The following is an 18820-nucleotide window of genomic DNA, read 5'->3' on the forward strand; positions in this document are numbered from 1 at the left end:
GGAGTAGTGGATGAACCTGGCGTTGGTGGGCCTGCTCGTGGGCATGGCCCTCGGATTCGCCGGCTACTTCGGCGGCTTCGCCGCGTTCCTGCTGGTGGCGGTGCTCGGAGCGGTGGGCTTCGTGGTCGGGCGGCTGATCGAGGGGGACATCGAACTCGGTGACCTCGGCGACCTGCTGCGCGGCCGGGACCGGCGGCGCTGATGGCCCACCCGGGGGTGGTCGCGCAGCGCGGCGGCGAACAGGTCGCGGACCGGGTCTACCGGCGGATCGCGGCCCGTGCCGCCGCCGACGCGCTCGCCCCGGCCTGGCAGGACCGGCCGGGGACGGGCCCGTACCCGAAGGTCTCGGCGCTGCTCTCGCACGGCCGGGTCCGGCTGACGCTGCACCTGGAGCTGCCCTTCCCGTCCGACGTCGGCACGCTGGCCCGGACGGCGCGGGACGCGGCCTGCCGCACCGTCGCCGAACTCACCGGCACGCCGGTGACCGGGGCGGACGTGATCGTGGACCGCCTGCACCCGGCGGCCGCCGGATGACCGGGCCGGAGTCGGAGCGGGAGCCCGCGGCCGAACCCGTGCCCGAGTCGGTGCACGGGAGCGGGCCGAGCGAGGTGGAGGGCAGGCGGCGGCGGGCCGGGCGGTGGCTGCGCTCCCGGCGGGCGGTGCCGACCGCGCTGGTGGTGGCGGCGCTGCTGGTCGCGGCCGGGACACTGCTGTACGACGTGGTGGCGGTCCGGGCGGGCGGACAGGCCCGGCCGTGGCGGCGGGAGCTGTCGGAGCAGCTCGCGACCCGGCACCTGGACGACCCGTGGGTGCTCGGCATCGCGGGCGGCGCGGTCGTGCTCGGCCTGCTGCTGCTGTGGCTGGCGCTCGCCCGCGGCCTGCGCGGCTGGCTCGCCCTGGAGCCGCGCGGGGCGGCGATCCACCGCACGGCCGTCGCCGCGCTGATCGCCCGGCGCGCCCAGCACCGGTCCGACGTGCACTCCTGGCAGGTGAAGGTCGGCCGGCGGCGCACCCGGGTCACCCTGACCGGCACCACCGACGCCGCCGGTGCGGAGCGCGAGCTGCGGGCCGAACTGGCCCGGATCCCGCTGGCCGCCCCGCACCGGCTGGACGTCCGCACCAAGCCGGTGCACGAACGCCACCACCGCCGGGAACTCGCCGAGTTGGAGCCGCCCCGATGAGCCGACGCGCCGTCAACCGCACCCTGCTGGGCCTGGTCGGACTGGGCCTGCTGGCCGGCGGGGCGCTGGTGCTGCTCGGCGGGCTCGACGCCTACCGGCACCTCGGCGTCACCCCGCCCGACTGGTGGCCGCTCACCTCGCCCGACCAGCCCGTGCTCAGTGAGGCCAGCCGCACCCGCTGGACCGACCGGGACTGGTGGTGGCCGGTGGCGATCGCCGTCCCCGCGCTGGTGGTCGCCGGCTGCCTGTGGTGGCTGTTCTCCCAGCTGCACCGCGGTGGCCCGGCCGGGGTCGACCTGCCCTCGCCCGCGGCGTCCGGCGAACCGCACTTCGCCCTGCACGTGCGCAGCCGGGCCGTCGAGGAGGCCATCGAGGCCGAGACGGTCGCCCTCCCGGACGTCGAGCGGGTCACCGTCAAGGTCACCGGCGCGGCCCGCCGCCCCGAGGTGCGCACCGCCGTGCGGCTCGCGCCCGGCGCCGACACCGGCGCCCTGGTCACCGCCTACCGCACCGGCCCCGTCGAGCACGCCCGCCGCTCCCTGGGCCTGGCCGCGCTGCCCGCCCAGCTGCGCCTGCGCGGCGCGAAGGCGCGCCGGGAGCGGTCCCGCAAGAAGGCCCCGCGGGTGCAGTAGCCGGGGAAGGCACGCGGGGAACTGCGCGGGGCGGGGGAGCACGTCAATCGGTTCGCGGGACAGGGCAAGTGATCGTCCTGCGTCGCGATCCGGCTGGGCGTGCTCGGTCGGCCGCGCAGTTCCCCGCGCCCCTGGGTTCGCGTCCGGGCTCGCTGCCCGGGTGCGTCCTACAGGCTGCGGGTGGCGCCGCCGTCGACGGGGAGCATCAGGCCGGTGAGGTAGGAGGCGGCGGGGGAGAGCAGGAAGGCGGCGGTGCGGCCGAACTCCTCGGGGGTGCCGTAGCGGCGCAGCGGGATGCCGGCGGCGGCCGTGTCGCGGGCGGTGGCCGGGTCGGGGGCGAGGGCGTCGAGCTCGCGGACGCGGTCGGTGTCGATCCGGCCGGGGAGCAGGCCGAGGACGCGGATGCCGCGGGGGCCGAGCTCGTCGGCGAGGGTCTTGGCGGCCATGGCGAGGCCGGGGCGCAGGCCGTTGGAGATGCCGAGGCCGGGGATGGGCTGGCGGACCGAGGTGGACAGCACGAAGCCGATGACGCCCCCGGCGGGGAGGTGCTCGGCGGCGGTGCGGGCCAGCCGGAGGGCGCCGAGGAAGACGGAGTCGAACGCGGTGCGCCAGGCCTCGTCGGTGGCGGTGGCGACCGGGCCCGCGCCGGGGCCGCCGACGCTGATCAGGATGCCGTCGAAGCCGCCGAAGCGGCTGCGGGCGGCGTCGACCAGGCGCTGCGGGGTGGCCGGGTCGGCGTTGTCCGCGCCGACTCCGTGGGCGTGCTCGCCGAGGGCGTCCGCGGCGGCGGCGGCCGCCGCCTCGGTGCGGCCGGTGACGACCACCTTGGCGCCTTCGGCGATCAGTTGCTGCGCGGTGGCGTGGCCGAGTCCCCGGGTCGCGCCGGTGACCACGTACACCCTGTCCTTGAGTCCGAGATCCATGCCGACCATTCTCGCCGGTCGGCACGGATCCCGGACGGCGGGTCAGCCCACCGGGACGCCGGGGTTGGTGAGGGCGGCGGGGCCGGTGACGGTGTTGTCGGCGGTGACGGTGACGGGGCAGGCCGCGGAGTAGTTGGTGACGTCGATCGCGTACTTGGCGGGGTTGCTGCCGGTGGCGCCGGTCAGGTCGGAGGCGTTGTGGCGGAAGACGGTGCCGCAGCCCCAGCCGGGCTGCTGGGTGTGGGTCTGGTAGCCGTCGTTCATGGTGCGCGTGCCGGTGTTGTTCTCGATGACGTAGCCGTTGCCCTTCACGTCGACCCAGGAGTCGTCGTAGTTGACGTTCGTCAGGCCGTTGCCGTCGAAGCGGTTGCCGGAGACCAGGCCGCCGGTGGTGCCCTCCTTGAGGTCGATGTTCTCGCCGCCGATGTTGGGGCCGATGGTGTTGTCCAGGATCTGCACGTGGTCGCTCCGGTCGGTGAGCGTGTTGGCGGTGCCGACGTACACGCCCTCGCCCTTGCCGTCGCGGGCGGTGCCGGTGTCGTGCACGGTGGAGCCGCGCAGCACGCCGTAACTGGAGGAGTTGCGGAAGTGCACGCCCTCCATGGTGGTGTGGTGGACCGTCACCCCGTCGAGCACCACGTGGTCCGAGGCGTCGACCATGATGCCCTTCTGGGCGTGGGTGACGGTGATGCCCCGGACGGTCCAGTACGGGGCGCCGGCCAGCGAGAGGCCGTAGCCGCCGCCGGTGGAGGTGGTGAGGACGGCGGCGGGGGAGCCGGTCAGGGTGATCCGGGCGGCGGCGGTGCCCGCCGTGGTGATCTTGAAGTTGCCGGTGTAGGTGCCGTCGGCGAGCTGGATGGTGCGGCCGGGGACGGCGGCGCTCAGCGCGGCCTGGAGCTCCTTGGCGGTGGAGACCCGGACGGTGTCCGCCGGGGGCGGGGAGAGGGTGGCGTCGTTCTGGCCGGGGGTGCTCACGGGGGCCGAGGGCGTGGGGGAGGCCGAGGAGGAGGGCGTGGGGGAGGCCGAGGCGGGCGGGGGAGAGGAGGGGGCGGCGCCGGTCGCGGTCAGCGAGACGTCGTCGGCCTGGTAGGGGCTGCCGTACCAGCCGCTCAGCGCGACGGTGACCCGGGTGGTGTCCGGGCCGGTGGTGAAGGTGCGGGCGAGCTGCGTCCAGCCGGGGGCGTTCGCCCAGGTGGAGGTGGACACGCCGGTGCCGGAGGCCGCGAGGGTGACGTACGAGCCCTTCACCCAGGCGGTCAGGGTGTAGCCGGTGTTCGGCTGGACGGCGACGTCCTGGGTGCACGGGGCGAGGTCCGCGGCGCCGGGGGAGGCGCTGAGCGCGGCGGTGCCGGAGTGCGGGGCGGAGGTCGTGGTGGCGGCGGTGCCGGTGCACGTCCAGGGGGAGAGCGCGGCGGCCTCGAAGCCGCCGTTGGCGAGGAGTTCGGTGGCCGCGCCGGCCTGGGCGGGCAGCAGGGCGAGGACGGCCGAGCCCAGGGCGAGGGCGCCGGCCGCGGCGGCGCCGCGGTGGGGGCGGTGTGTCATGACGAGCGCTCCGGTGTGGGGGAAAGAGCGGTTCAGGGCATGTGCACGGCCAATTTGGACTAGACCATTGCGGGGAGTCAATGGGTGTGCGCGGACAGGTCCCCGACCGGCCGCCCGACCCGGCGCCGACCGGGTGTCAATGGCGCCGGACCGGGAACCGTCCGAAGATGGGGGAACCGGACCACCCACCCGAGGTGCAGCGCATGGACAGTCGGCGGATGCCGAACATCGACGGCGTCGCGGCAGCCCTGGTCGACGGCGACGGACGCGTCGTGGGCTGGACCTCCGCCGCCGAGCACCTGCTCGGCCTGCCCGCCGACCAGGTCACCGGCCGCCCCGCCGCCGACCTGCTGGCCGACGGCGCGGGCGACGCCCGGGCCCTCGGCCGGCGCACCGGCGAGGTCCGGCTGCGCACCGGCGACGGCGCCACCCTGGAGGTCGCCTACCAGGTGCTGCCGCTGGCCGGCGAGCACGGCGAGGTCCGCGCCCTGGTGCTGGCCACCCCCGCCGACACCGTCGCCCGGCGGCGCCAGGACGAGGCGTTCACCCGGGAGCTGTTCCTGCAGGACCGGCTCGGCCTGGCCTTCTTCGACACCGACCTGCGGCTGCTGCGCACCAACACCCACCTGCTCCCGTACACCGGCCTGCCCGCCCACCTGGCCGGGCACCGGCTCGGCGACTTCCTGCAGCCCGCCGACGCCGCGGCCGCCGAGGCGGTGCTGCGCGGCGTGCTGGTCAGCGGGGAGCCGGTGGTGCGGGCCGAGCTGCCGATCCGGACCCTGGACGACCCCGGCCCGGCCGTGGTCATGGAGGTGCAGGCCTTCCGCCTGCAGGCCCCCGACGGGACGCTGATCGGGGTGACCGCGCTGTTCGGCGACGTCACCGAGCTGCACCGCTACCGGCGGCGCGCCGACGTGCTGCACCGGGCCACCGCCGCCGTCGGCGGCTCGCTCTCGGTGGTCGGCACCGCCGAGGACCTGGCCGGCGTCCTGGTGCCCGGCCTCGGCGGCCGCGCCGAGGTGGACATCGCCGAGGCCGTCTTCACCGGCGACGAGCCCGCGCCCGGCGCCGATGGCCTGCTCGCCGTCCGCCGCACCGCCACCGCGGGCCCGCCCGGCCCCGACGCCCGCCCGCTCGGCCCGCTCGGCCGCGAACGCCTCGGGGCCCCCGCCGCGGCCGGACCGCTGTCGATGAGCGCCCCGCTGCACGCCCGCGGCGGCCCGCTCGGCCGGGTCGCCGTCCACCGCGGCGAGGACGAGGGCCCGTACGAGGACGAGGACCTCGAACTGCTGCGGGAGATCGCCGCCCGGGCCGCGCTGGCCCTCGACAACGCCCGCCGCTACACCCGCGAGCACCGGGCCGCCGTCGGCCTGCAGCGCTCGCTGCTGCCGCCCGCCGAGACCGTGGTGCCCGCCGCCACCACCGCCAGCGTCTACCGGCCCACCGACACCGCGACCGGCGTCGGCGGCGACTGGTTCGACGTCATCCCGCTCTCCGGCGCCCGGGTCGCCCTGGTCGCCGGGGACGTGGTCGGCCACGGGCTCCAGGCCAGCGCCACCATGGGCCGGCTGCGCACCGCCGTGCGCACCCTCGCCGACCTCGACCTGGAACCCGACGAGCTGCTGGTGCACCTGGACGACCTGGTCTCCCAGCTGGTCGTCGAGGGCAGCGAGGAGGAGCGCGAGCGCGGCGTCGCCGACCCCTCCGGGGCGACCTGCGTGTACGCCGTCTACGACCCGGTCTCCGGGATCTGCCAGGCCGCCAGCGCCGGGCACCCGCCGCCCGCCCTGGTCCACCCCGGCGGCCGGGTCGAGTACCTACCGGTCAACCCCGGGCCGCCGCTCGGCGTCGGCGGGCTGCCGTTCGAGACGGCCGAGTGCGCGCTGCGGGCGGGCAGCGTGCTGGCGCTGTACACCGACGGGCTGATCGAGGGCGGCGGCAGCGGCGGCGACCTGGACGAGGGCATGGCCCAGCTCGCCGCCCGGCTCGGCGAGGCCGACCTCGGCGGCGACCTGGCCGCGGCCGGACGGGCGATCGTCGCGGAGATGTCCACCGCCGGGCTCAGCGACGACGTCACGCTGCTGCTGGCCCGGCTGCACCCCGTCCCGGCCGCCGACACCGCCGTGTGGACCATCGACGCCGACCCGTCCGCGGTCGCCGGGGTCCGCGAGGCCGCCACCCGGACGCTGGAGGGGTGGGGGCTGGACGCGCTGGTGTTCACCACCGAGCTGGTGCTCAGCGAACTGGTCACCAACGCGATCCGGTACGCGGGCGGGCCGGTGATGGTGCGGCTGATCCGCTCCTCGGTGCTGACCTGCGAGGTCTCCGACCCGAGCTCCACCCAGCCGCGGATGCGCCGGGCCCGGCTCACCGACGAGGGCGGCCGCGGCCTGTACCTGGTCGCCCAGCTGACCGAGCGGTGGGGCAGCCGCTACACCCGCAACGGCAAGACCATCTGGGCCGAGCAGCCGCTGGGGCCTGCCTGACGGCCCCCACCGGGCGCGCGCCGCCGCTCAGCCGGTGACGGCGACCGGCTCCTCGGCCGCCGCGGCCGGCCCGGCGGCGTCCTGCCTGGCCTCGCGGCGGGCCATCACCACCAGGCCGACCGGGATCAGCGCGGTGAACAGCCACCACTGGATCGCGTACGCCATGTGCGGGCCGATGTCGGAGTGGCCGGGCTCGGCGAGCAGCTCGGGGGAGGGGCCCGCGGCGGGGAGGGAGGAGGCCAGCTCCAGGTAGCCGCCGAGCACGGCGGTGCCCGCGTACTTCGCCTGCTCGGCGGTGTTGATCACCTTGAACATCCGGTCCGGCAGGCCGCCGCGGTTCTTCACGCCCAGCGAGGCGTACGTCTCGTCGGCGCGCAGCCGCCCGGTGACGGTGACCTCGCCGGACGGCGGGGCGGGGACGTCCGGGATGCTGGCGGCGTCCGCGGCGGACTCCACCCAGCCGCGGTTGACCAGTACCGAGCCCCGGCCGTCGGCGAGCACCAGCGGGGTGACGACGAAGTAGCCGATGGTGGAGCCGCCGGGCTCGGTGCGGCCGCGGATCACCACCTCGTGCGCGGTGTCGTAGCTGCCGGTGGCGGTCACGGTGCGCCACACCTCGCCGGTCGGGACGGACCAGCCGGGGGAGGAGAGCGAGTCGAAGGCGACCGGGGTGCTGCCCAGGTTCTGCGCCACCAGGTCGTTGCGGGCCACCCGGGCCTCGTGCCGGTGGTACTGCCAGAAGCCCAGCTTGATCATGGTGGGGACCAGCACCGCGGCCACCAGCACGATGACCGCCCAGCGCAGGGACAGCAGGAATCGGTACACACCCGGCACGCTAGCCCTCCTTACCGCCGGGTCAGGCACCGGGGTGCGGCGCGACCTCGCGCAGCAGCTGCAGGAACGCGTCCTCGCCGACCACCGGGGTGCCGTGCTCGCGGGCCTTGCGGGCCTTGCCGCTCCAGGAGCCGGGCTCGTTGGTGACCAGCAGGCTGGTGAGCCGGCTCACCGAGGAGGCGATGTGCAGCCCGGCCTCGGTGGCCCGGTCCTCCAGCAGCTCGCGGTCGGTGGCGGTGTCGCCGGTGATCGCCACCCGCATGCCCTGCACCAGCGGCGAGCCGTCCGTCCAGCGGCCCGGGTTCGGGTACGGGCAGGCCGGGCGCTTGCGGCCGGGGCGGTAGGAGGAGCTCCACGAGCCGCGGGCCGGGCCGGTGGCCGGCGCGGCGGCCGCGGCGTCCTCGCCGAGGTCGGTGACGGCGACGCAGGCGGTCAGCGGCAGCGGGACGCCGCCGCTGCGGGCCAGCTCCAGCGAGGGCCGGAACACCTCGGCCAGCACCCGGGCGTCGTCCAGCGCGTGGTGGGCCTGGCGCTGGTGCACGCCGAAGTGCGCGGCCAGCGAGGAGAGCTTGCCGTTGGGCAGCGGCAGCCGCAGGTCGCGGGCCAGCACCATGGTGCACAGCCGCTGCTCGACCGGGGCGCGCAGGCCCGCCCGGGAGAACTCGCGGGAGATCATGTTCCAGTCGAACAGCGCGTTGTGGGCGACCAGCACCCGGTCGCGCAGCCGCTCGGCGAACTCGGCGGCGACCTCCGGGAAGGTCGGCGCGCCCGCCAGCACCTCGCTGGTCAGGCCGTGGATCCAGACCGGCCCCGGGTCCCGTTCGGGGTTGACCAGGGTGTACCAGTGGTCGGTGGTCTCGCCGTCGGGGTCGAGCTGGTAGACGCCCGCCGAGATGACCCGGTCGGAGCGGCCGAGACCGGTGGTCTCCACGTCGACCACCGCGAAGCCGCGCCCGCCGCCCCCGCCGGGGCCGGTGCGCGGTGCCGGGATCGGCGGGGTGGGGAATGGCGCGTACATAACGCACCACTTTACGGGGAACGGCGGGCGGCCCCGACTGCCCCGGTCGGAATAGTGCGGGCGGGCCGCGCCTTGGCACTGGGGACGCGGGTGCGGACACCCGCGGCTCCCCCGTACGGACGAAGGACTCCCCTCATGCGCGCCACCGTGATCCACGGCCCCCAGGACATCCGGATCGAGGAGGTGCCGGACCCGCGGATCGAGCGGCCCACCGACGCGGTGGTGCGGGTGCTGAACGCCTGCATCTGCGGCAGCGACCTGTGGGCGTACCGGGGGGTGGCCGCGCGGAAGGCCGGGCAGCGGATCGGGCACGAGTTCCTGGGCTTCGTCGAGGAGGTCGGCGCCGAGGTGCGCGGCTTCGCGGTCGGCGACCTGGTGGTGGCCCCGTTCGTCTGGTCGGACGGCGTGTGCGAGTACTGCCGGGAGGGCCTGCAGACCTCCTGCCCGCACGGCGGGTTCTGGGGCACCCCGGGGTCGGACGGCGGGCAGGGCGAGGCCGTCCGGGTGCCGTTCGCGGACGGGACGCTGGTGCGGCTGCCCAAGGAGGCGGCCGGGGACGAGAAGCTGCTGCCCGGGCTGCTGGCGCTGTCCGACGTGATGGCGACCGGGCACCACGCGGCGGTCTCGGCGGGCGTGCGGCCCGGGGCGACGGTCGCGGTGGTCGGCGACGGCGCGGTCGGGCTGTGCGGCGTGCTGGCCGCGCACCGGCTGGGCGCGGGCCGGATCATCGCGCTCGGCCGGCACGAGGGCCGCACCGCGATCGCCCGCTCCTTCGGCGCCACCGACGTGGTGGCCGAGCGCGGCGAGGCGGCGGTCGAGGCGGTGCGCGAGCTGACCGGCGGGCAGGGCGCGCACGCCGTGCTGGAGGCGGTCGGCACCGAGGAGTCGATGCGCACCGCGATCTCGATCGCCCGGGACGGCGGCGCGGTCGGCTACGTCGGCGTGCCGCACGGCGGCAGCGCGGGCGTGGACATCGGCCAGATGTTCAACCGGAACGTGCAGCTGCGCGGCGGCGTCGCCCCGGCCCGGGCGTACATCCCCGAGCTGCTGGCGGACGTGCTCTCCGGCGCGATCGACCCGGGCGCGGTGTTCGACCGCACGGTGGGGCTGGACGGGGTGCCCGAGGGCTACCGGGCGATGGACGAGCGGACGGCGCTGAAGGTGCGGATCGCGTTCTGAGACCCGTCGGTCGGGTGAACAACTGACCGCTGAACAGCGGAAATCGAAGGATCATCACACCGGGGTGGCCGCAAAACGGCCGCCCCGGTGGCGTGTTCTGGTCAGTTTTCGGCCACATCGCGTGGGGGATCTTCTCGCCGCCCGCTCCTGGATCTAGCATGCAGCGCACTCAATGTGACGTCACTCACGTCCATCTGATCGTCCGTCGCACCGAAGACGTCAGGAGACCCCGCGTGGCACCCCCGCCCGAGACAGTCCCCGAATCGTTCCAACGTATCGAGGAGTCACCGGAGTTCCGGCAACTCAGGAGCTCCTTCCGGAACTTCGCATTCCCGGTCACGGCCGGATTCGTCCTCTGGTACCTGCTGTACGTCCTGCTCAGCTGCTACGCCCCCGGCTTCATGAGCACCAAGGTCGTCGGCAACATCAACCTCGCGCTGGTGCTCGGCATCCTGCAGTTCGTCAGCACCTTCGCCATCGCCGCCTGGTACGCCAGGTTCGCCGGCCGGCAACTGGACCCGCGCGCCGCCGTCATCCGCGGCCGCGCCGACGCCACCCTGCCCGCCCAGTCCGGCGACCACGCCCCCGTGGCCGAGGAGGCCGCCGAATGATGCAGCTGGCCACCTCCGCGGGCGACCACCGCACCCTGATCATGTCGCTGTTCGGGGTGTTCGTCCTCGCCACCCTCGGCATCACCCTGTGGGCCGGCCGCAGCACCCGCGACGCCTCCGACTTCTACGCCGGCGGCCGCGGCTTCACCGGTTTCCAGAACGGCCTGGCGATCTCCGGCGACTACATGTCCGCCGCGTCCTTCCTCGGCATCACCGGCGCCATCGCGCTCTCCGGCTACGACGGCTTCCTCTACTCCATCGGCTTCCTGGTCGCCTGGCTGGTCGCCCTGCTGCTGGTCGCCGAACCGCTGCGCAACTCCGGCCGCTACACCATGGCCGACGTGCTGGCCTTCCGGATGCGCCAGCGGCCCGTCCGCACCGCCGCGGGCATCTCCACCATCGTGGTGTCGATCTTCTACCTGCTCGCCCAGATGGTCGGCGCCGGATCCCTGGTCGCCCTGCTGCTCGGCGCCCAGGGCGACGCCGCCAAGCGCTGGGTGATCGTCGCGGTCGGCGCGCTGATGGTGCTGTACGTCGTCATCGGCGGCATGAAGGGCACCACCTGGGTGCAGATCATCAAGGCCGTGCTGCTGATCCTCGGCGCCGGACTGATGACCGTCCTGGTGCTCGCCAAGTTCCACTTCAACCTGTCCGAACTGCTCGGCTCCGCGGCCAAGGCCAGCGGCAGCGGCGACAAGTTCCTGCAGCCCGGCCTCAAGTACGGCACCAACGGCACCACCAAGCTCAACTTCCTCAGCCTCGGCATCGCCCTGGTCCTCGGCACCGCCGCCCTGCCGCACATCCTGGTGCGCTTCTACACCGTCCCCACCGCGCGCACCGCCCGGAAGTCCGTGCTCTGGTCGATCGGCATCATCGGCGTCTTCTACCTGATGACCCTCGCCCTCGGCTTCGGCGCCGCCGCCCTGGTCGGCCGCAAGGCGCTCGCCGCCGACAAGTCCGGCAACACCGCCGCCCCGCTGCTCGCCGAACACCTCGGCGGCGGCGCCGGGACCACCGGCGGCGCCGTGCTGCTGGCGGTGATCTCCGCGGTCGCCTTCGCCACCATCCTGGCCGTGGTCGCCGGACTCACCCTGGCCTCCTCGTCCTCCTTCGCCCACGACCTCTACGCCAACGTCATCCGGCGCGGGAAGGCCACCGAGAAGGAGGAGGTCGCCAGCGCCAAGTTCGCCGCCGTCGCGATCGGCGCGGTCGCCATCCTGCTGTCGATCTTCGCCGACAAGCTGAACGCCGCCGCCCTGGTCGCCCTGGCCTTCGCGGTCGCCGCCTCCGCGAACCTGCCGACCCTGCTGTACTCGCTGTTCTGGAAGCGGTTCAACACCACCGGCGCGGTCGCCTCCACCTACGCGGGCCTGATCACCTCCGTCGGCCTGGTGGTCTTCTCCCCGGTGGTCTCCGGCAACGCCAAGGCGCTGATCCCGGGCGGCGACTTCGACTGGTTCCCGCTGGAGAACCCCGGCCTGGTCTCCATCCCGGTCGGCTTCCTGGCCGGCGTGATCGGCACCTACCTGTCCAGGGAGAAGGCCGACCCGGCGAAGTACGCTGAACTGGAGGTCCGTTCGCTCACCGGGCTCGGCGCGCACTGAGGCGCCCGCGGAGCGGTCCGCTCCCCGGTGGTGTCCGGGAGCGGCGCTAAGCTGGCCCGGCCGCCGCGCGGCGGCCGGGCCAGCAGGCTTTTTCCCACAGGAAGGCGGGTGGCCGGGATGCTCCTCGACACCTACGGACGACAGGCCGTCGACCTGCGGGTCTCGCTCACCGACCGGTGCAACCTGCGCTGCACCTACTGCATGCCCGAAGAGGGCCTGAACTGGCTCGGCAAGCCCGAGCTGCTCACCGACGAGGAGATCGTCCGCCTCGTCGCCCTCGCCGTCGGCACGCTGGGCGTGCGCGAAGTCCGCTTCACCGGCGGCGAACCGCTGCTGCGGCCCGGCCTGGTCGCGATCATCGCCGCCTGCGCCGCGCTGGAGCCCCGGCCGGAGATCTCCCTCACCACCAACGGCATCGGGCTCGCCCGGATCGCCCCCGCGCTGCGCGACGCCGGGGTCGACCGGGTCAACGTCTCGCTCGACACCCTCGACCCCGACACCTTCGCCCGCCTCACCCGCCGCAAGCGCCACCAGGACGTGCTGGACGGCCTCGCCGCCGCCGAGGCCGCCGGGCTGCGGCCGGTCAAGCTCAACGCCGTCCTGATGCGCGGCGTCAACGACCACGAGGCCGCCGACCTGCTGGCCTGGGCGATCGAGCACCGCTACCAGCTGCGCTTCATCGAACAGATGCCGCTGGACGCCCAGCACGGCTGGGACCGCACCCAGATGGTCACCGCCGAGGAGATCCTCGAACTCCTGCGCACCCGCTTCGAGTTGACCCCCGAGCCGTCCGCCGACCGCGGCGCCGCCCCCGCCGAGCGCTGGCTCGTCGACGGCGGCCCCGCGACGGTCGGCGTCATCGCGTCCGTGACCCGGCCGTTCTGCCGCGCCTGCGACCGCACCCGGCTCACCGCCGACGGGCAGGTCCGCAACTGCCTGTTCGCGACCGGCGAGACCGACCTGCGGGGCGCGCTGCGCAGCGGCGCGGACGACGCCGAACTGGCCGAGCTGTGGCGGGCCGCGATGTGGGGCAAGAAGGCGGGCGCGGGCATCGACCAGCCGGAGTTCCACCAGCCGGAGCGGCCGATGTCGGCGATCGGCGGCTGAGAGGCCCCGCGGGGCGGAGGAGCCGCCGACGGGCGGGCCGGGGTCGGGCCGGGCCGGGGGCCCGGGGAACGGCGGGGCTAGCCGCGGTTGTGGAGCGCCTCCAGGCCGACCAGGTCGTCCGGGCGGGCGTCGGGGACCTGCCGGTCGAAGTGGGCGAAGACCGGCAGGCGGCGCAGCACCAGGCCGGTGGCGATCAGGGCCAGGGCGAACAGGACGTACGTCAGGCCGAGGCCGCGGCCGGGGCCGGTGCCGATCAGCTGGCCGACGGTCGGGGCGAGCGCGCCGCCGGGCTCCAGGGCGGGCTGCAGCAGGGCCGCGGTGCCGGGGCCGAGCAGGACGAAGCCGATCGGCATCGTGCACCAGGCGAACAGCGCGTTGACGGCGAAGGCCCGGCCGTGGAAGCGGGCCGGCACCTTCACCTGGACGATCGTCGCGTACACGGTGTTCATCACGGTCAGGCCGAGGAACATGCCGAACACGCCCACGCCGACCAGCGCCGTCGACGGGCGCAGGCCGGTGACCAGGCAGCCCGCCGCCATCAGCAGGAACGCGCCCAGGACGGCGCGCATCCGGTGCCGGGACGGGCCGCCCCACACCGCCATCAGGGTGCCGCCCAGGACGATGCCGAGGCCGCCCGCCAGCGAGACCCGGGCGACGTCGGCGAGCGAGCCGAAACCCAGGACCAGCGGCTGGAAGAAGATGAACAGCGGGCCGACCAGCAGGTTCGTCCCCGCGAAGAAGAACAGCATCGCGCGCAGCCCCGGCGTCCCGAGGGCCAGCCGGAACCCGGCCCGCAGCTCCGTGCCGACGCTCTCCCGGCGGCGCCAGCCCAGCGTGCGGGGGAAGCGCAGGGCGGCGGTGACGGCGATCGCCACCGCGTAGCTGCACACGTCGGCGATCAGGATGCCGCGCAGGCCGACCGTGGCGAGGGCGGTCGTCGCGAGCAGCGGGACCGCGAACTGCACCACGCCGCCGCCCGCCTGGACCAGGCCGTTGGCGTGGCCGAGGAAGCGCTTGGGGACGAGCTGCGGGACGGCGGAGGACCAGGCGATCCGCTGGAAGGTCAGGGCCACGGACAGCACCGTCATCAGCGCGTACACCGCCGGGCGGTGCAGCGCCCCGGCGAGCAGCAGGGCCAGCATCGCGGCCTGGGTGGCGCCCGCGGCCGTGTCGGCGGCGAGCATCACGGCCCGGCGGCTGTAGCGGTCGGCGACGGTGCCCGCGAGCGGGGCGGCCAGCAGGCCCGGGACGAGGGCGAGCGAGGAGAGCAGGGCGAGCTGGAGCAGCGAGTCGCTGCTCAGGTAGAGCCACAGCGGCAGCGCGAACTCGGTGGTGGCGGTGCCCGCCATCGACACCAGCTGGCCCGCGGCGACCGCCAGGAAGCGCGGCATGCCGGGTGCGGGCGTGGCAGCCTTCGCCGCTTTCGCGGTGGTGGCGGGCGGTGCGGTGGCGGAGCGGGAGACGTCGGTGGAGCGGGAGACGTCGGCGAGGTGCCAGGTGGGGTCGTCGACCGGGGCGGGCGGGGTCTCGGCGGGCAGCTCGCGGTGGACGGTGGTGAGGATGTCGGCGACCTCCGCGGCCCGGTACTTCAGGAAGTAGTGGCCCGCCTCGGCGAGCACCACCAGGGCGGTGGTGCCGGTGACGAAGTGCCACTCGCGGAAGCGCTCCCGGTAGTAGTCGGTGATGTCGTCGCGCTCGCCGACCACCGAGACCACCGGCGCCGCCAGCGGCGTCACGCCGCCGGTCAGCAGACCGGTGAAGTACTCCTCGGCCTGCTCGCTGTCGGCGCGCATGTCCCGCACCAGGCGGCGGGCGGTGGCCGGGTCGACGTCGTCCAGGCTCAGGCCCAGCGAGGTCAGCCAGTTGCGGTAGCGGCGGTCGCCGGTCAGCCGCTCCATCCGGGTCATCAGCCGGACCACCGGGCCGCGCGGGCGGGCGAACGGGAAGATCGCGCCGGTGTACACCGCCTCGACCTCCCGGCCGTCGGCCTCCAGGGCGAGCGCCAGGGCGACGGCCAGCGCCCCGCCGACCCCGCAGTGCCCGTACACCGCGACCGGGCCGCGGACGTGCTCGCGGATCTCGGCGACGGCCGCGGCGACCAGCTCGGGGAAGGCCGCCCGGCCCTCGGCCCGGCCCATCTCCTCGCCGGTGCCCGCCAGTGCCAGCAGGGCGTGGCCGGGCGGCAGGGCGTCGGCGAGCGGCTGGTAGACGGCCGCGCTGCCGCCGCCGTACGGGACGCACACCAGGGTCAGCACCGGGTCGGCGGCCTGCCGGGGCGTCAGCTCGTGCAGGACGCGGGCCGGGCCGCGGTCGGCGGCCGGGGTGGCGGCCAGCGCGGCCAGGCCCCGGACGGTGGGGTGCTTGAACAGGTCCATCAGGGACAGGGCGGCGGCGTCCGGGAGCGCGGTGCGCAGCCTGGCGACGACCTTGATGCCGAGCAGCGAGTGGCCGCCCAGGTCGAAGAAGTCGTCGTCCCGGCCGGGCAGCGGGACGCCGAGCACCTCGGACCAGACCCCGGCGACCACCCGCTCGGCGTCGGTGGCCGGTTCGGCGCGGTCGGCGCCCGGGGCGGCCGGGGCCGGGGAGGGCAGCGCCCTGCGGTCGAGCTTGCCGGTGGGGCCGACCGGCAGGGCGTCCAGGACGACGTACGCGGAGGGCAGCATCGAGTCGGGCAGGCTGCGGCGCAGGCCCGCGCGCAGCACGGCGGGCGCGGTGTCGGCGCCGCTGCCGTCCGGGACGGTCCAGGCGACCAGGCGGCGCACCCCAGGCCGGTCCTCGCGGACCGCGACGGCCGCCTCCCGCACGCCCGGCAGGGCGCGCAGCGCGGCCTCGACCTCGCCGGGCTCGATCCGCAGGCCGTGCAGCTTGACCTGCTGGTCGGTGCGGCCCAGGTACTCGACGGTGCCGTCGGGCCGGTGCCGGGCCAGGTCGCCGCTGGCGTACATCCGGGAGCCGGGCGGGCCCCACGGGTCGTCGCGGAAGCGCTCGGCGGTCAGCTCGGGCCGGTTCAGGTAGCCGAGGGCGACCCCGGGCCCGGCGATGTGCAGCTCGCCGGGCAGCCCGGCGGGCACCGGGCGGCCGTGCCGGTCCAGCACGTACACCCGCATGTTCTGGATCGGCCGGCCGATCGGGGTGCGGCGCGCGCCCGCCAGGCCCTCGGGGGTGCACGTCCAGGCCGTGCAGTCGACGGACGCCTCGGTCGGCCCGTACAGGTTGTGCAGGCCGACGGCGGGCAGCCGCTCCAGGGTCTGCCGGGCCAGGTCAGCGGGCAGCTCCTCGCCGCTGCACACCAGGGTGCGCAGGCCGGTGCAGTGCTCCACGCCCTCCTCGGCGAGGAAGACGGCGAGCATCGACGGCACGAAGTGCGCGGTGGTGACGGCGTGTTCGCGGATCGCGTCGCGCAGGTAGGCGCCGTCGCGGTGGCCGCCCGGGCGGGCCATCACCAGGCGGGCGCCCTCGCGCAGCGGCCAGAACAGCTCCCACACCGAGACGTCGAACGCCGCCGGGGTCTTCTGCAGCACCGCGTCCGCCGGGCCCAGCGGGTAGGCGCGCTGCATCCAGTCCAGCCGGTTGTCGATGCCCCGGTGCGAGCAGAGCACGCCCTTGGGGCGGCCGGTCGAACCCGAGGTGAAGATCACGTACGCCGGGTCGTCCGGCCCGGCCGGGAGCAGCGGGCGGCGCTCGGCCGGGGGCCGCCGCAGCGCGGCGTCGTCCAGGGAGAACAGCCGCGTGCCGCGAGGGAGTTCGGACGGCAGCCGGTCGCGCAGGGCGTCCTGGGCCAGCAGCGCCCGGGGCGCCGCGTCGGCCAGCATGCCGGACAGCCGCTCGGCCGGGGAGTCCGGGTCGAGCGGCAGGTACGCGCCGCCCGCCTTCAGCACGCCCAGCAGGGCCGCCACCAGTTCTGCCGACCGCTCGGCGCAGACCGCGACCACGCTGCCCGGCCCCACCCCGGCGACGGCCAGGTGCGCGGCCAACGCCGATGCCCGCTCGTCCAGTTGGCGGTAGCTGAGCTGCTCGCCGGTGGCGTCGACGACCAGGCAGACGGCGTCCGGGGTGGCGGCGGCCCGGGCCTCGAAGCGGCCGTGCAGGGTGCCGGGTTCGAGCGGGAGGGCGGTGTCGTTCCACTCCTCCAGGGTGGTGCGCAGCTCCTGAGTGTCCGTCAGGTCGAGCTGGGAGAGCGGGAGTTCGGGGTGAAGGACGACCTGGCGCAGCAGGCGGTGGAACAGCTCGGCGAGGCGGGCGATCGTGCCGGGCTCGAACAGGTCGGAGCTGTAGGTGAAGTAGCCGTGCAGGCCCTCGTCGGTGTGCCGCAGGTACAGCTCCAGGTCGAAGCGGGTGGAGCCGGTGGTGAACGGCTGGTGGCCCACCTCCGGGCCGCCGTCCGCCGAACCGGCCTCGGCCCGCTCGTAGTTGAGCAGCGTGAACGAGGTCTGGAACACCGGCGTCCGGCTCGGGTCGCGCGGCAGCGCCAGCTCCTCGACCAACTGCTCGAACGGCATCTCCTGGTGCGCCAGGTCGGCGACGAACCGCTCCCGGACGTCCGCCAGCAGGCCGGAGAACCCCGGGTCGCCCGACAGGTCCGCACGCAGCGCCAGCACGTTCGCGAACAGGCCCACCAGCGGCTCCAGTTCGGGCAGCGTCCGGCCCGCGACGGTGGAACCGACCGCGAAGTCGTCCTGCCCGCACCAGCGGCCCAGCAGCGCCTGGTAGGCGGCCAGCAGCGTCATGTACGGCGTCGCGCCGTGCGCCGCGCCCAGCGCCAGCACCGCCCGGCTGGTCTCCGCGTCCAGCGCGATGCCGTGGCCCGCGCCGCGCAGCGTCGGCACCGCCGGGCGCGGGCGGTCGGCGGGCAGGTCCAGCGGCGGGACGCCGGACAGCCGCCCGCGCCAGTGGTCCACGTCCGCCCGGCGCACCTCGCCCCGGTAGCGCTCGCGCTGCCAGGCCGCGAAGTCGCCGTACTGCACCGGCAGTTCGGGCAGCGGGCCCTCCCCGCCCTCCCGGTATCCGGCCAGCAGTTCGCGCAGGAGCAGCTCACTGGACCAGCCGTCCGAGACGATGTGGTGCTGTACCACCACCAGCACGTGGTCCTGCTCGTCGGCCCGCAGCAGCGCCGCCCGCACCACCGGGCCCGCCGCCAGGTCGAACGGCCGACCGGTCTCCTCCCGCACCCAGGCGTCGAGTTGCGCCTCCCGGTCGGCCGGGGCGAGCGCCGGGTCGGCGGCGCGCACCTCCAGCCGGACGCCGCCGGGCGGGTCGACCACCACCGTCGGCGTACCGTCGGCCGCCGCTGGGAAGCGCATCCGCAGGCTCTCGTGCCGGGTCACCAGCCGCTCCAGCGACGCCGACAGCCGCTCCGGGGCGAGCGGGCCGCGCAGCCGCACCACCAGCGGCACGGTGTAGGCGGTGCTGTCCGGGACGAACTGGTCCATGAACCACAGGCGTTCCTGCGCGAAGGACAGCGGCGGCGCGGTGCCCTCCGGGCGGCGCGGCACGGCCGCCGCCGGGGCGGCGGTGCGGGCGCGGCGCAGACGGCGGGCGAGCAGCTCGGCGCGGGCGTCGGCGGGGGTGGGTGCGGGCGTGGTTGCGGGGGCGCCGGTGCCGGTGGTGGGGGCGCCGGTGGTGGGGGCGGTGGCGGGGGTGGTGGTCATGCGGCTGGGGCGCCTTCCTGGAGCGGTGCGCGTACTTCGCTGACGGGGGTGGTGG

Annotated in this window: 14 protein-coding genes and 1 pseudogene; 9 read left to right on the top strand and 6 right to left on the bottom strand. The window is 75.5% G+C overall.

Going from position 1 to position 18820, the window contains the following annotated elements; translation table 11 throughout:
• The first annotated feature begins 10 nt into the window (after window positions 1–10).
• From OO57_RS22935 to OO57_RS22950, 4 genes are read left to right on the top strand one after another with little or no spacing between them, the layout of a single operon-like run.
• A complete protein-coding gene (locus tag OO57_RS22935; protein ID WP_014138759.1) occupies window positions 11–202 on the top strand; it encodes a hypothetical protein in 192 nt (63 codons plus the stop codon).
• Window positions 202–534, top strand: coding sequence for a hypothetical protein (locus tag OO57_RS22940; protein WP_033254484.1), 333 nt, complete (start codon window positions 202–204; stop codon window positions 532–534). Before OO57_RS22935 ends, OO57_RS22940 begins: the two co-directional genes overlap by 1 nt.
• Window positions 531–1181: a DUF6286 domain-containing protein gene (locus tag OO57_RS39710; protein WP_051778114.1), complete on the top strand. Its 651-nt coding sequence runs from the start codon at window positions 531–533 to the stop codon at window positions 1179–1181. Before OO57_RS22940 ends, OO57_RS39710 begins: the two co-directional genes overlap by 4 nt.
• Window positions 1178–1813: a hypothetical protein gene (locus tag OO57_RS22950; protein WP_033254485.1), complete on the top strand. Its 636-nt coding sequence runs from the start codon at window positions 1178–1180 to the stop codon at window positions 1811–1813. The genes OO57_RS39710 and OO57_RS22950 overlap by 4 nt, the downstream gene beginning before the upstream one ends.
• 167 nt (window positions 1814–1980) lie before the next feature.
• Here OO57_RS22950 and OO57_RS22955 read toward each other — a convergent pair whose 3' ends face one another.
• The 3 genes and pseudogenes from OO57_RS22955 to OO57_RS45860 form a co-directional block, all read right to left on the bottom strand.
• Window positions 1981–2736: an SDR family oxidoreductase gene (locus OO57_RS22955; RefSeq protein WP_033254504.1), complete on the bottom strand. Its 756-nt coding sequence runs from the start codon at window positions 2734–2736 to the stop codon at window positions 1981–1983.
• Window positions 2737–2778: 42 nt separating this feature from the next.
• On the bottom strand, window positions 2779–3711 hold the full coding sequence (locus OO57_RS45855) for a right-handed parallel beta-helix repeat-containing protein (RefSeq protein WP_033254505.1): 933 nt from the start codon (window positions 3709–3711) through the stop codon (window positions 2779–2781).
• Between the two features lie 141 nt (window positions 3712–3852).
• A pseudogene (locus tag OO57_RS45860) lies at window positions 3853–4278 on the bottom strand (carbohydrate binding domain-containing protein); the annotation flags it as partial.
• Between the two features lie 203 nt (window positions 4279–4481).
• Here OO57_RS45860 and OO57_RS22965 point away from each other — a divergent pair.
• Window positions 4482–6764: a SpoIIE family protein phosphatase gene (locus tag OO57_RS22965; protein ID WP_033254486.1), complete on the top strand. Its 2283-nt coding sequence runs from the start codon at window positions 4482–4484 to the stop codon at window positions 6762–6764.
• A 27-nt stretch (window positions 6765–6791) separates the two neighbouring features.
• Here OO57_RS22965 and OO57_RS22970 read toward each other — a convergent pair whose 3' ends face one another.
• Both OO57_RS22970 and OO57_RS22975 read right to left on the bottom strand, forming a co-directional pair.
• Window positions 6792–7589: an SURF1 family protein gene (locus OO57_RS22970; RefSeq protein WP_033254487.1), complete on the bottom strand. Its 798-nt coding sequence runs from the start codon at window positions 7587–7589 to the stop codon at window positions 6792–6794.
• A gap of 31 nt (window positions 7590–7620) precedes the next feature.
• Window positions 7621–8616 carry a DEDDh family exonuclease gene (locus OO57_RS22975; protein WP_033254488.1) on the bottom strand — a complete coding sequence of 332 codons (996 nt, stop codon included), beginning with the start codon at window positions 8614–8616 and terminating at the stop codon, window positions 7621–7623.
• Window positions 8617–8751: 135 nt separating this feature from the next.
• On the opposite strand from OO57_RS22975, the gene OO57_RS22980 reads away from it, so the two are divergent.
• From OO57_RS22980 to moaA, 4 genes are all read left to right on the top strand, one after another.
• On the top strand, window positions 8752–9795 hold the full coding sequence (locus tag OO57_RS22980) for a zinc-dependent alcohol dehydrogenase family protein (RefSeq protein ID WP_033254489.1): 1044 nt from the start codon (window positions 8752–8754) through the stop codon (window positions 9793–9795).
• A 233-nt stretch (window positions 9796–10028) separates the two neighbouring features.
• Window positions 10029–10406: a DUF485 domain-containing protein gene (locus OO57_RS22985; protein ID WP_033254490.1), complete on the top strand. Its 378-nt coding sequence runs from the start codon at window positions 10029–10031 to the stop codon at window positions 10404–10406.
• Entirely contained in the window at window positions 10403–12010 is a 1608-nt protein-coding gene (locus tag OO57_RS22990) for a cation acetate symporter (RefSeq protein ID WP_033254491.1), read from the top strand. Before OO57_RS22985 ends, OO57_RS22990 begins: the two co-directional genes overlap by 4 nt.
• A gap of 117 nt (window positions 12011–12127) precedes the next feature.
• A complete protein-coding gene (moaA, locus tag OO57_RS22995; RefSeq protein ID WP_033254506.1) occupies window positions 12128–13117 on the top strand; it encodes a GTP 3',8-cyclase MoaA in 990 nt (329 codons plus the stop codon).
• Between the two features lie 77 nt (window positions 13118–13194).
• Here the strand turns inward: moaA and OO57_RS23000 are convergent, their stop codons facing one another.
• The gene (locus tag OO57_RS23000) at window positions 13195–18765 is read right to left on the bottom strand and encodes a non-ribosomal peptide synthetase/MFS transporter (protein ID WP_081973889.1); all 5571 of its coding nucleotides are present in this window, start codon (window positions 18763–18765) and stop codon (window positions 13195–13197) included.
• Window positions 18766–18820 lie beyond the last annotated feature (55 nt).

This window comes from Kitasatospora phosalacinea (genome assembly GCF_000717185.1).
Taxonomy (GTDB): domain Bacteria; phylum Actinomycetota; class Actinomycetes; order Streptomycetales; family Streptomycetaceae; genus Kitasatospora; species Kitasatospora phosalacinea_A.

Coding starts and splice junctions, on each gene's coding strand:
- OO57_RS22935 (WP_014138759.1), top strand. CDS start 11: ATGAACCTGGCGTTGGTGGGCCTGCTCGTGGGCATGGCCCTCGGATTC.
- OO57_RS22940 (WP_033254484.1), top strand. CDS start 202: ATGGCCCACCCGGGGGTGGTCGCGCAGCGCGGCGGCGAACAGGTCGCG.
- OO57_RS39710 (WP_051778114.1), top strand. CDS start 531: ATGACCGGGCCGGAGTCGGAGCGGGAGCCCGCGGCCGAACCCGTGCCC.
- OO57_RS22950 (WP_033254485.1), top strand. CDS start 1,178: ATGAGCCGACGCGCCGTCAACCGCACCCTGCTGGGCCTGGTCGGACTG.
- OO57_RS22955 (WP_033254504.1), bottom strand. CDS start 2,736: ATGGATCTCGGACTCAAGGACAGGGTGTACGTGGTCACCGGCGCGACC.
- OO57_RS22965 (WP_033254486.1), top strand. CDS start 4,482: ATGGACAGTCGGCGGATGCCGAACATCGACGGCGTCGCGGCAGCCCTG.
- OO57_RS22975 (WP_033254488.1), bottom strand. CDS start 8,616: ATGTACGCGCCATTCCCCACCCCGCCGATCCCGGCACCGCGCACCGGC.
- OO57_RS22980 (WP_033254489.1), top strand. CDS start 8,752: ATGCGCGCCACCGTGATCCACGGCCCCCAGGACATCCGGATCGAGGAG.
- OO57_RS22990 (WP_033254491.1), top strand. CDS start 10,403: ATGATGCAGCTGGCCACCTCCGCGGGCGACCACCGCACCCTGATCATG.
- moaA (WP_033254506.1), top strand. CDS start 12,128: ATGCTCCTCGACACCTACGGACGACAGGCCGTCGACCTGCGGGTCTCG.
- OO57_RS23000 (WP_081973889.1), bottom strand. CDS start 18,765: ATGACCACCACCCCCGCCACCGCCCCCACCACCGGCGCCCCCACCACC.